We start from the raw sequence: 12,079 nt of genomic DNA, 5'->3' as shown, positions 1-12,079 counted from the left end.
ATGCACGGCCTTTAAAATCATTCACGACAACCGCTCCACACCAAAACTAAAAGCAATTTCAAGTAAGGATATTAACTGTGCAACAGTCATTTCCTTAATATTGCTTGCAGCAAGGCTCTGGATCAGACCTTTTGTTAACCTGACCTAACGAATTGTATTCCATAAGTGGTACATTTTGGCAGATTAATGGGATATAAGAAGGTGGTTGCATGAAAAAATCTAACTTTGGTCACATCGCTTGTAAATCTAAAGATAATATATCTGGTATTTATCTACGTATGAAAAGGGATAATTAATGTTTTCACAATCACCTAAAATCATAGAAAGTAAGCTTGGAAGCATTTATGCTTGGAAGCATGTCAATATGATTAATATAAAATACATAATTTATAGATTAAAAAACAATGTTGTTAGAGATTTTTACGAAAAATCTTTTAAATTTATTAATATGTCAGATTTATCATACAGAGATGAATTTATATTTTCAGCAGAACAACTTCTTAGACAAAACATATTGGATGATTATAGTTCTGAGTTGGTAGCAATGATTTGTTATATTGCTTCTCGAGATACTGGGTATTTTTGGGAAGGATTAAATAATTTTCTAAAAAAAAGAGTTAATGAGGTAAATGAATGGACATCAGGTTATATTTCTTCAAAAAAATTCCACCGAATACCGTCAATTATAAGGCAATGTCGACCAGATAAAGATTACTATTCAAAAGTAAGCCTCTCTAATGTTGGATTTTTTAGCAAAAATCCTGAAATTTCTTATTATGAATATGGAAATGAACAGGCTGAAAATTATATTATACGTGAGTTTGGATTTGATTTTTTAAAAATGTATAATTATGTAAAAATACCACAGGCTAAATCTGATTTTTTTCTTCTTCTTTCTCTGTATAAAGAGGGAGGAGTATCATCAGATGTTTGCTCTGTTTCTAAGTGTTCTATCACTAATTTAGTTAATAAGATATCTGGTATAGGTATTGTATTTAGAGAAGGAAAGTTATGCAAAAATTTTATTTGTTGTGAATCAAAAAATGAAATATTAAAAAAATATATTTCAAAAATAGTAAATTATATTTCTTATTGTATGTCAGAATGTATTGAGTGTGATTATGAGTTATTAACATCAAATTTTTCTTTTAATTCATTTATTCTGGATTCTTACTGTGAGAAATCAATTGAAATATCACCAAATAGCATATCATTTATAAACCATTCTTTTTATGATGCATTTATTGACAGTAATGATGAAGAAGAGAATTTATCAAATAATCTAAGAAATTCATCCTTTGAAACTTTTTCGTTATTTTCTATTGATAAAGAAAAAATATTTTCTGATATAAAAAATAAAAATTATGTTTATGGATCTATTGATGGATATTACTTAAATTCAAGTGATAATGTTTTAGTTGTTGGTCATGATAGAACTCCAACATTCAAAAAACAGGTTCAACGAAAAATTTCTATACCTAAGTTGAATTTATTTAAATTGCAGGACTTAGGTATTAGTGGTCATGCTTGCCTGTGGTATGGAAATAAATATGCAAAGCTAGATTCTTACCTATCTTTAGTAGCCGAACAGGAAGCTATTGCTGGTCATTGGATGAATCCAAAAAATTGCAAAAATATTCGTTATATAGAAGAACCTTTAATAATTTCTTTTGGTGCTGGTTATGGTTGTTATGGTCATTACATAGTTGATGATATACCCAGATTGGCTTTATCTAAAAAATTACTTGGAGATTTAGAATTTTACTCTAGAAAAATACTTATTCCAAAAAAAACCCCGGTATGGGCATTAGAAATATTGAAATTCTTTTTTAATTTATCAGATGATAATTTTATTACGTTCGATCATGAAACAGAATTTGTCCGTTCTAAAGACTGTATTGTACCTAGTTTTTGTCATAGAGACTATAATTTTCATCCATTTTTGCGTGATTTTTATACATCTTTTCATAATAATAATACGGTTCCTCACAAAAGAATTTGTGTTTCACGTAAAGGATGGGAGGATCATAAAATCAATCAAAGGGTATTCGAAAGTCAAAGTATTTTTGAAGAAATTGCAAAAATGCGAGGTTTTGAAATTGTACATCCAGAAACAATGAATATTTCTGATCAAATAAAATTATTTTCAGAAACTCGTTGTCAAATTGGGGAACATGGTTCTGGACAACATGCTTCTGTATATAACAAATTCGGAATGACTGTCGGGACCGTAAATCCATTGACAGAAATACAAACAAACCTTGGAAGAATTTATGGGGATACAAACATATTATTATATGGAGAAAAAAATAATTTTGATAAAAATGGAAATTTATTTTTCAATAATAGTATTGAAAATATAAAAAAATTCTTTGATAAAGTAGATGAAGAGGACTTAAGAAGAGATTGTATTTATAGATAAAATATAATATTTTTAAAAACGCCAAGATATTTATCTTATTTATACATATATTGAAAAGAAGCGGCGTGAAGCAATCGACTTTCAAGAATCTGTACGAATGCCAGCGCACAGACTTGAGGTTCTCACATGCCAGCGAGCATTATACCTTGAGAAACCGGATCAGTTACTGTCCTAATATGATTATAGTCAGATTGGGACAATCCGGAGCCACGGTGTATCAAGGGCTGCATGGTGGTTTTTCCGGGAGGGTTCAAATGGGACAGCGCGCGGTCATCTATTGCCGGGTTTCTACGGCCGATCAGTCCTGCGTGCGCCAGAAGGACGAGCTGAAGCGGTTTGCTGAACGTGCGGGCTATGAAGTGCTGGACGTTTTCATGGAGACCTGCTCTGGCGTCCGGGTGGATCGGGCCGAGCGTCGAAAGGTCATGGCGCTGGCCCAGGCCCGTGAAATTGACGCCATCCTGGTGACGGAGCTGTCCCGCTGGGGACGCTCGACTATTGATCTCATCTCCACGCTTCAGGAACTGGAGAGCTATCGTGTTTCCCTGATCGCCATAACGGGGATGACGTTCGACCTGGCTACGCCACATGGACGAATGCTGGCGACAGTTATGGCCGGGATCGCGGAGTTTGAGCGAGATCTGATCAGCGAGCGGGTGAAGTCCGGTCTGGCTGCTGCCAGGTCGCGTGGGAAAGTTCTCGGCCGACAGAAAGGACAGCGGCCGAAGTCTGACCGTCTGGCTCCGAAGGTTCTGGCGCTGGTGGCTGAAAAGCGGAGTTATCGATGGATCGCCCGCGATCTGGGAATCAGCAAGAACACTGTTGCTGCCATTGTGCAGAGGGAAAGGTGAGTTTATCGACCGTTGAATATGGGTTGCTTTCTGTCGTTCTCTATTGCCGGTCTAGTAGGTTATCGCGTATGACTACATGCAAACATGCAAACATGCGGCCATGTAAGGACGTTCACATGCCAACAATAGCGATTATCAGCCAGAAGGGTGGGGCTGGGAAAACCACTCTGTCCTTGCATCTGGCGGCTGCGGCTGAGGATGCTGGTCATACGGCATTGGTGATTGATGTGGACCCACAGGCGACTGCGAGCCAATGGGCCGCATGGCGTAAGGATGCTCCGCCAGTTGTGATTGACAGTGCTCCGCCACGCCTCGCGGCTAAGATCGAACAGGCAATGAGTCAGGGGGCTGAGTTCATCGTGATTGATACTCCGCCTCACGCGGATAGTGCGGCGAGTGCTGCCGTTGAAGTTGCTGATTTGGTGTTAATTCCATGTCGGCCGAGTGCATTCGATTTAGCAGCGATTAAAACTACTGCCAGCCTCATAAAAATGCGTGGCAAACCAGCCTTTGTCATTTTTACAGCAGGAAGTCCGACCGCTCCACGTATGTATGAGGAGGCTACACAACTCATAGAAAGCTACGGGCTGAACGCATGTCCATATATTATCGCTGATCGTGCAGTTTTTCGTCATGCTGCGGCGGAAGGGAAAACAGCAATGGAAATAGAGCCAAAAAGCAAGGCATCTGATGAGGTAAGGCTGCTTTACAAGTGGACATGCAAGCATGTAAACATGCAAGCATCAAAAAAGCGGAGAGCTAGTGCATGAGCCGGAAGGGGTCTCTACTGTCGTTGCGGGACCGTGCTTCCGCAATATCGTCGGCTGTAGCCACATCAGAAAGCAAGGTTGCTGCCACAGACAGCAAGCCGGTTGCGCCGAGCCGTCAGGGCAAGAAAGCCATGACGGGCTATTTTAGCCCGGAAATGTCATTTACCATGCATATGACCGCTAGAAAGCATGGAATGAGTTTACAAGATGCGATGGCCGACGCGTTTAACGACTGGCTACGCAAGATGGGAGAAAGTCCTGTGGGCAAGTAAGTATGTGTACATGTTTGCATGCAAGCACATACATGCTGGCGTGTGCTGGAATCAGCGTATTGGACTGCGCTCGTGCCGTTTTTTGCAAAAGCCAATAAAGGCTCCGGCAGGGCTTTTAAGCTCGGGTTTCCCCATGTCGTGCCACCATAAAACCCATTCGTCATGGAGAGCATAAATATCATATCCTGGCGCAACGGTTTTAGCGTCATGCATGGTTTCGGGGTCAATGTAGGGAGCATCCCTGACAGGGACAATAACGTCGGCCTTTGTGTTAAGACTCAAACGGTTGCGAAATAGAATGATGTCGTCGGCCATTGTGATGGCATAGTCAGGAAAATGAGCATGGCTGGTGTCATGCGCACAAACTTTCTTAACCAAGGATCGAAAGACGCGAAGCGGGCTATTTGAGCCACATTTTTTTTGCAGCAGCTCTAATCCGATCTTCCATTCATCTTTCATACCGCAGTGTTTGCGGGCTAGCTCGTACATGCGTCGTTCGAATGGTTTACGAAGTCGGAAATAGTCTCGGTGAAGTGTTAGGACGTTCTTGCTGATGACTGAACGATAGACCCAATCTGACAGAGTGATTTCGAGATCAAGCATTCGGCCATCAAACGTCTTACGGGTGATTCTAGCCTCTTCGATCAAACCGAAAATTCGCGTCTCTTCAATGCCGCCTGTTTGAATATTGGTTCGCACGGTTGTCCCGCGCAAGCGCGTCAACGCGTCGGTCAGTAGTCTATAGCCTGCTCCGCTGGTTTGACGATTAGTAGCGACCAGCATGTCATAAGCTTGAAGGCGGAGTGTTCGGCCTGGTTGTTCGCCGTGATTCATTTTCGCAACGAGCTGAGAGATGCAGTAGATTAGGATATCCTTATCATGGATCGTTGCCAGCCCTTTGCCTGACGGGATGATCTCTATGATATTCCCATTGTGTTCATAGCGTCGCATCCGAGTGTCAGGCTTGGTCGAGAGCGAAAAAACAGGATGCTCCATTGATGCCATATCATCTTTTGGAATGGCATCGAGCACGTCACAGATGAATAGGTCCTGATTTGGATGGCGGACTGGCAGGAGGGGTGTGCGATCCTCCCCTTCCATAGCCAAGGAAGGCGCAATGTCGAACAAGGAAGGAGAAGATTCTATCGTCATTTCAATTACAGATAACTACTATCGTCACTTCACATACGCAAGCCAATTATCGTCATATTAGATTCAGTTTGAGCTTATCGTCATTTCAATTACGCATGCTTGCTATCGTCATAGTGGATTCAGTTTATCGTCATAGTGGATTCAGTTTATCGTCATAGTGGATTCACAAGACGATGGAATCGTCCAATAAAACCGTTATTATTCAATATGTTATCCTGACTCTGAAAAACCGTAACACTACTTAAACACCTATTAAACACTCCAGGGTTGTGGATAACTTTCTATCGCTTAAAAATTTTTAGGTGTTTAGTCTCGTGGTTTGATGGATTAATGATGAATCTTTCTGGTTCTGAAATCCAGATTTTGCAGACGTATTCATAAGGAGTGAGGTTTTTCAGGGTCTTGAGTCTTCGCCCGAAGTTATAGGCTGCCATGAAACCACTGAGGTGGTCCTGACTACATTTTCCTTGATAGACCAGAGTAATATTAACTAGAGGGTGTTATGCACTTTGCGTAAGTATTGCAGAACAGATGAAAGAATAATTCACGTAAATCATATCTATCTGACATCAACGAAGAAGAGTGGTCTTTAATTGTTCCTTATCTTCTTCTTATGAAGGGAGATGCTGAGCAACGCCATCATGATCTGCGGAAGCTGCTCAACGGTCTTCGTTATGTGATTCGTTACGGTATTGCGTGGCGAGCGATGCTGAACGATTTTCCTTCGTAGGCTGCGGTTTACCAGCAATCCCGGCGCTGGATGAAAGCGGGATACACACCATAGCCTTCGCAAATTTCATGCTGAAAAATGCAGCCAGACTGCTCACGCAAAGTGCATAACACCCTCTAAGTCTTTTTGAATAAACTCAGGAGGCTTTCGCCATGCGCACAGTCAACATCCACGAAGCCAAAACCCATCTGTCTCTGCTGATTGACGCGGCCAATCTCTGGGAGATCACCATCAAGACTGGGCTGGGACGGGCAGATTTTTAGGTCGACCCCCACCTGCTGCGACGCGGTCTGATCGAAAACGGCTATGAAGAGTTACCGATCACCAGCCAGCATGCCCTGGCAGTGGGACAACTGCCAGATGGACTTGTAACGGTTTTGTGCCGGTATGTGATTTCCTTTACGCGGCTTTGACCTCGAAAGCGAAAGGGCTGATGCTGCCGCGATCAGAATGGAAAATACAGCCAGCTGGTGGATTGCGTAGACGCACCGCCATATCGAGTGCTCTGATAGCGAGGTCCTTTTTCATCCGGTTACTGGCGGCTAAACAGGTCAATGACGACAGCAAGGTAGAGCCAGCCTTCGCTGGTCCAGATATAACTGATATCGCCTGCCCATTTCCGATTAGGGGCATCGGCCAGGAAATCGCCGTCCAGAATATTGTCGGCAAAACCAAGAGAATGCCGACTATCGGTCGTGACTTTGTGCCGACGCGTACGTACGGGACGAATACCGTTGGCTTTCATCAGTCGCCCCACACGGCGTTCACCAACATCAAGCCCTGCTTCCCTGAGTTCCATGGTCATCCGCGGACGGCCACAGGTCCGGTTGCTCAGGGTATAATGCTCGCGGATATGCGCCAGAACCTTCAGATCGGTGCGCTGGCGCTCGCACAGGGGCCGGGAAACCCATGCCCGGTAGCCACGCGTCGAGACCTGCAGGACCCGACATAGAGCGGCAATGGGCCAGCGGTCACGATGTGCACTGGGATATCAGTGAAGACGGACAGGCGAAACCCCATGCCCACGTGATGCTGTCCACGCGGTCATTGGATGAGAACGGTTTCGGTGCGAAAGAGCGCTCCTGGAATAACAGGGAATGTCTGCTGACATGGCGGGAGCGATGGGCCTCGCTTGTTAATGAACGGCTGGTGGAGCTGGATCTGGATGTGCGGATTGACCATCGGTCCTTTGCAGAGCAGGGGATTGCTCTTGAGCCGCAGAACAAAATCGGTCCGGCCGGGATGCGCCGTGAAGAGCGGGGAGAGGATGCTGAGCGGGTTGCTGAACATCTGGAGATCGCGCGGCGCAATGGCGAAAAGCTTCTGGCTGAGCCGCATATGGCTCTGGAGGCGCTGACCCGGCAGCAGAGTACATTTACCCGTCAGGATCTCGCGCGCTTTGTGGACCGGCATACGGCGGATGCAGAACAGTTCAGTGCCGTCATGGTCAGGGCGGAGGCCTGTCCGGAGCTGGTCGCCCTCGGGAAGGACGGGCACGGGCGGGAACGGTTCTCCTCGCGGGAGATGATCGGGGTTGAGCTGCGGCTGGAAGACATATCACTCGCGATGGGGCAGTTCCAGGGGCATGCAATGAAGCTGGCTGTCAGGCGGGCTGGGGGAGGAGCAGGCTCTGGCCGTGGGTGAGGTGATGAAGTCCCGCGATCTGTCTGTGGTGGTCGGCTATACCGGGACAGGGAAGAGCACCATGCTGGGTGTGGCCCGCGCAGCATGGGAAGAGGCCGGGTACCGGGTGCGTGATTCTCTGTATCAGGCGGTGGAGCGGTATGTGCGGGCGCGCAAACTGGTTGAAGGGCTTGAGCATGAGGAGAGGGTGCGCAGGAGCCCGGATCTGCGGATCAGCGCTCGATCACGCTTTATTACATGCGCCTCAGCAGGAGCACTCTCTCTCACGCTCCAGGTCGCGGGATCGGGGATGGGATATGGGGATGTAAAACAGAAGACGTACAGGAAACTGTACGTTATAGTGGATTTGGAGGATCGATCATGATCTGTATTTCCTATATCGACCTGCGCCAGATTCTGGCGCATTATCTGGATGAAGCCGTGAACAGCCGCGCGCCGATTGTCGTGACCCGCAAGACCGGGAAAGGCAGTGTCGTGCTGATGTCGGAAGAAGAGTTTTTCGGCTGGTAGGAGACCGTGCATCTCCTGAGCAGCCCACGTAACGCGGAGAGGCTGTTGCGGAGTATTGGTGACATTGAACGTGATCTGCTTGAGCCGCAGGGTGAAGGTTTTTTTCATGAAGATGGCTGGGAGGATTATCTTTCGTGGTTTCAGCCAGACAATGCGATTTTTGAGAAGATCAATCCCCTGATCTGTAGCTGCCGATTCCGCATTCTGGCTGTTATCGACGATTTCAGTTGCAAGAACCTGGTATTGGTTGCCGACACGTCATTATCCGGTGGACGTGTGGCGCGGGAACTGATGGTCCTGGTGGAACGATATGGCAAACCCCTCATGATTGTCAGTGACAACGGTACGGAGTTCACATCCCTCAGCCATGCCCGACAGGTTCTGGATGATTGGCGGGAAGACTACAATACGGTGCGCCCCCATTCCCAGCTGGGTGGCAGGACACTTGTCAGGCGATCAACCCAGAGCCATAAAAAACAGGAACTCTCCTTTTGAGCGGATACAAAATAGGGGGCACGTCAGTCAGCATCCATTGTAATGCAGGAAGACTGTTTAACTGTCATGAAGAAGTTTTACAGTCGTCCACTCTAATTGACAATCTCATGTATCTTGGTATTCATCCATATATTATGTAGTGTGAAATTTATAAATTAAATAACTATACCTAAAAATCAGACAAAATTGCTCTTTTCCATCTATTTTTTGAAACGCAGACATAATGATAATTTTCATCATCTTCAATTTGACCTTGATTGCACGGACTTCTAGATGATGGTGGTCTTTTGAAAGGAACAATTAAAGAATTTATCACTTCAAGTTCGTAAGTATTTAGAGTAACATTTTTACCATTATTGTCACGAATATTAAGCTTAGATGGAGAAGTAGCCTGAATGGTTGGAAAGCTTATTCCAGATGACCATCCTTTTTCCTGAAAACCAAGGTAGCCACCATTTAATACTGTTGGTTCATTACTTACACTACCAAATGCATATGAGTTTCCGTTTCCCAAAGCCCAACCACCTACCTGAATAGCTTCGGTTCCAAAAAGAAGTGGATTAAATGTTAATCTCCCCATTTTCGATCCTGTTTTAGCTTCTCCCTGTATTCCATCAACGTGTAAGCCTATACTAAAGGATGAACTAGGCCATCCCTTCGTATTTGTTTCTTTTTTCAACCATCCAACAAGACGCATATTGCTTGTACTGTCAGCAAAGGCTGCGTGTTCAAAACTCTCCCATATGTCGCCCTTGACAGACACTCCTGAGTTTCCTTTAGTTATAAATGAGTTTGATTGAACTCCGTATCCTGTAGGTTTAACTTCCATATGAAGCTGAACAGGTAATGCAATGGTATTAAGATTTAGAGCATAACTGTCAGCAGATGGGGTTGGTCCCTGATAGGTCATTGTCAACCCGTGAATGCGCATACGACCGGCGGCAAATCCAGGATCTCCAAGAATATCAATTTCGTTCTCGTAGTTATTAAGCCACGAATTAGTAGTTGTGAAATACGTAACCCAATTGATAGCACTTGTATTTGTACGTCCTCCGATCCCGATTGTTGGAATGCCGAAATCTGTCCACTTAGTGTCGAGATTTGATGTGCTAGGCACCTGTCCGCTTGTGCTATTCCCTGCTCCTGGTACGGCCCATCCTGAAACCTTGATGTGTGTTCTATCAATAACTGAGATAACTGTAGATGCGTAGTAATTTGGAGATGGCAGATTGTTGGATGCTGAGAATGTTGGGGTGGCAAGAGATGTATCTATACTGTTGCTTATAGCATACATACCGTAATGGATACGTGCCATCTGATCAGTCGTCATAGCGCTTGCCAGTATTATCTCTGTAGCGGTATAATCAGCCACCTTGAGGTTCATGACTTGCATATTCGCGTTATCTTGCATGATATACTCGACCGGGCTATCTGCGCTCCCATATTGGGATATTCCAAGTGGGCCATTAATCCAGTTAGATGACCCACCTCCAGAAATTCCTGCAATGTTCAAAGCAGAAACCGTATCAAACATGCACAGAAGACAGCCGTTTGTATTGGGACCATCTGGTGAACCAGCAAGAATTAACTGCCCATTTGGGTTGTGATCCTCGGTTGATCCCGAAATGCCAACACGTGCGTTCCCTATTGTCACGGCATACGGATGCATTAGGCTTCCTGATGCCCAATTGTCTTGGCCTGGAATATTACTGTCCACCTGCCTCGGTTGTATACGTAACGCTATAGTATCGTGCATAGAATATGATTCTAACGAATGCCGAAAACTTTGATTTTCGGCAAATGATATTGATGTAACTGACAAAAATTTTATTAAAAAAACATTTATAATACCTATTTTTAATTTAATACTCATATAATTATCTCCATATATAATATAATTAAATATAAATTTAAAATTTTATATTTAATTAAATGATATTCCTCTTCTAAATTTTTCTATTTCGTATTCAGCATAATCGAGAGCAACCTTCAATCTATCTAGGTTTACATAGATACCTTCATTCTCTCTGTTACAAAATAAGTAAGACATTTTTTGACTATGTGCTGCGCAAATAGAGCTTTGTGATAAACCAACATCTGAAGTTTTATGTCTAATTGCAGTAACGACAATTCCATCTGGTGAAAACAATGAATTATGTAAAGCTGATCCATATGCACCACACAAAGAAATAGCATGAGAAAATAATTTTATTTGACCATCTAAACTTAAATTTTCAGGAGAAATTATTCTATACCCATAATCTTCTACAGTTTTTAATACATTATTTTCATTTGTTATTATCCTATTATTTAAAACTTTTTCTCTTTTTAAAAATATTCTTCCATCTATTTCTGGGTAAAATTTATTCGATGTAAGTTTTGCTCTTAACCATTTAGCATATTGTTTAAATATTGGATGAGCTGCATATGTAGCTCTACATAAATTTGTTGGTATTATAAGTCTTTTTACTTTTATTATTTCATTTTCATGATCATATTTTATAATATTACTTTCATTTATTCCTATTAATTTTATAATATCTATAGCAAATTGTGGTGTATTATTTGGTAATATCCATTTTATCGAGTTTAAATTTATCAAAAAGGCTTCAATGACAAAAATTTTTGTTAAAATTTCAATTAGCCAATGACCATATTGGTTCCATCCAAAGCCACATAAAATTACGGCCTCATCTTCTATATAAATCTCACAAAGCGCGTCGTCTGATAAGAAATGATTGATAATAGATTTGTTAAACTCTGATACATTAAGGGTATAAGATGATAGTATATGTTTGTCACAAAATATATTACCATCATAAGTAACCATATAATTACTAGCAATATAATACCCTACACTCCTGTAATGCATTTGAGTTTGTATCATATCCAAGAGTTGTTCGTCAGGAGATCCCTGCATTAAATCAAATACTGTGTGTAGAGACCTACTTTCATCAGATAACATTCTGAATGGTAATCCAGCATCAGAAAGGTCTACAAATGGTTTGTTGAGTATGGCTTCTTTTTCATTCATAATCAAAATCACTCTCTTTTTGTAAGAGGTGATTAAAATATACAATTTTTTATAATTGTGCAGTGGGTTAAATTTTAACTCCACGACAGCTGCAAGCAATATTAAGGAAATGACTGTTGCACAGTTAATATCCTTACTTGAAATTGCTTTTAGTTTTGGTGTGGAGCGGTTGTCGTGAATGATTTTAAAGGCCGTGCAT

General features: G+C 42.9%; 9 protein-coding genes and 4 pseudogenes. 9 read left to right on the top strand and 4 right to left on the bottom strand.

All coding sequences use genetic code 11. The features are described from left to right. Positions 1-295 precede the first annotated feature (295 nt). The 4 genes from GOB58_RS12300 (at position 296) to GOB58_RS12285 (ending at position 4,315) form a co-directional block, all read left to right on the top strand. Positions 296-2,422, top strand: coding sequence for a glycosyltransferase 61 family protein (locus GOB58_RS12300; RefSeq protein WP_173560382.1), 2,127 nt, complete (start codon positions 296-298; stop codon positions 2,420-2,422). Between the two features lie 254 nt (positions 2,423-2,676). Then, positions 2,677-3,273, top strand: a complete 597-nt coding sequence (locus GOB58_RS12295) for a recombinase family protein (RefSeq protein ID WP_173560381.1) — start codon at positions 2,677-2,679, stop codon at positions 3,271-3,273. 116 nt (positions 3,274-3,389) lie between these two features. After that, positions 3,390-4,043: a ParA family partition ATPase gene (gene parA / locus GOB58_RS12290; RefSeq protein WP_173560380.1), complete on the top strand. Its 654-nt coding sequence runs from the start codon at positions 3,390-3,392 to the stop codon at positions 4,041-4,043. After that, positions 4,040-4,315, top strand: a complete 276-nt coding sequence (locus GOB58_RS12285) for a ribbon-helix-helix domain-containing protein (RefSeq protein WP_173560379.1) — start codon at positions 4,040-4,042, stop codon at positions 4,313-4,315. The genes parA and GOB58_RS12285 overlap by 4 nt, the downstream gene beginning before the upstream one ends. A gap of 51 nt (positions 4,316-4,366) precedes the next feature. Here the strand turns inward: GOB58_RS12285 and GOB58_RS12280 are convergent, their stop codons facing one another. Then, positions 4,367-5,467: a replication initiator protein A gene (locus GOB58_RS12280; protein ID WP_173560378.1), complete on the bottom strand. Its 1,101-nt coding sequence runs from the start codon at positions 5,465-5,467 to the stop codon at positions 4,367-4,369. 613 nt (positions 5,468-6,080) lie between these two features. Here GOB58_RS12280 and GOB58_RS12275 point away from each other — a divergent pair. Both GOB58_RS12275 and GOB58_RS13370 read left to right on the top strand, forming a co-directional pair. After that, positions 6,081-6,197 (top strand): transposase, encoded by a 117-nt coding sequence (locus GOB58_RS12275; RefSeq protein ID WP_242005344.1) that lies wholly within the window; start codon positions 6,081-6,083, stop codon positions 6,195-6,197. 194 nt (positions 6,198-6,391) lie between these two features. Next, a pseudogene (locus GOB58_RS13370) lies at positions 6,392-6,559 on the top strand (PIN domain nuclease); the annotation flags it as partial. A 73-nt stretch (positions 6,560-6,632) separates the two neighbouring features. Here the strand turns inward: GOB58_RS13370 and GOB58_RS12260 are convergent. Then, positions 6,633-7,176 (bottom strand): annotated as a pseudogene (locus tag GOB58_RS12260) (IS3 family transposase); the annotation flags it as partial. Here GOB58_RS12260 and GOB58_RS12255 point away from each other — a divergent pair. The 3 genes and pseudogenes from GOB58_RS12255 to GOB58_RS12240 form a co-directional block, all read left to right on the top strand. Further along, positions 7,173-7,974: pseudogene (locus GOB58_RS12255) on the top strand (MobA/MobL family protein); the annotation flags it as partial. The pseudogenes GOB58_RS12260 and GOB58_RS12255 sit on opposite strands and share 4 nt — an antisense overlap. 227 nt (positions 7,975-8,201) lie before the next feature. After that, positions 8,202-8,351 (top strand): type II toxin-antitoxin system Phd/YefM family antitoxin, encoded by a 150-nt coding sequence (locus tag GOB58_RS12250; protein ID WP_173560376.1) that lies wholly within the window; start codon positions 8,202-8,204, stop codon positions 8,349-8,351. A 186-nt stretch (positions 8,352-8,537) separates the two neighbouring features. Next, positions 8,538-8,846 (top strand): annotated as a pseudogene (locus GOB58_RS12240) (integrase core domain-containing protein); the annotation flags it as partial. Positions 8,847-9,015: 169 nt separating this feature from the next. On the opposite strand, the gene GOB58_RS12235 reads toward GOB58_RS12240, so the two are convergent. Both GOB58_RS12235 and GOB58_RS12230 read right to left on the bottom strand, forming a co-directional pair. Beyond that, complete coding sequence (locus GOB58_RS12235; protein WP_173560375.1) at positions 9,016-10,719, bottom strand: hypothetical protein; 1,704 nt, start codon at positions 10,717-10,719, stop codon at positions 9,016-9,018. 51 nt (positions 10,720-10,770) lie between these two features. Continuing rightward, positions 10,771-12,079: glycosyltransferase family 61 protein (locus GOB58_RS12230; protein WP_173560374.1), on the bottom strand; the 1,309-nt coding region annotated here is incomplete at its 5' end.

The organism is Acetobacter thailandicus, assembly GCF_011516655.1.
Taxonomy (GTDB): Bacteria; Pseudomonadota; Alphaproteobacteria; order Acetobacterales; family Acetobacteraceae; genus Acetobacter; species Acetobacter thailandicus.
Note: the sequence above shows the minus strand (reverse complement) of the source record. Positions and strands in the feature narration are given on the sequence as shown.

What these genes read in the sequence shown, in the direction of transcription:
- GOB58_RS12295 (WP_173560381.1), top strand. Translation starts at nt 2,677, where the DNA reads ATGGGACAGCGCGCGGTCATCTATTGCCGGGTTTCTACGGCCGATCAG.
- GOB58_RS12280 (WP_173560378.1), bottom strand. Translation starts at nt 5,467, where the DNA reads ATGACGATAGAATCTTCTCCTTCCTTGTTCGACATTGCGCCTTCCTTG.
- GOB58_RS12285 (WP_173560379.1), top strand. Translation starts at nt 4,040, where the DNA reads ATGAGCCGGAAGGGGTCTCTACTGTCGTTGCGGGACCGTGCTTCCGCA.
- GOB58_RS12235 (WP_173560375.1), bottom strand. Translation starts at nt 10,719, where the DNA reads ATGAGTATTAAATTAAAAATAGGTATTATAAATGTTTTTTTAATAAAA.
- parA (WP_173560380.1), top strand. Translation starts at nt 3,390, where the DNA reads ATGCCAACAATAGCGATTATCAGCCAGAAGGGTGGGGCTGGGAAAACC.
- GOB58_RS12300 (WP_173560382.1), top strand. Translation starts at nt 296, where the DNA reads ATGTTTTCACAATCACCTAAAATCATAGAAAGTAAGCTTGGAAGCATT.
- GOB58_RS12275 (WP_242005344.1), top strand. Translation starts at nt 6,081, where the DNA reads ATGAAGGGAGATGCTGAGCAACGCCATCATGATCTGCGGAAGCTGCTC.
- GOB58_RS12250 (WP_173560376.1), top strand. Translation starts at nt 8,202, where the DNA reads ATGATCTGTATTTCCTATATCGACCTGCGCCAGATTCTGGCGCATTAT.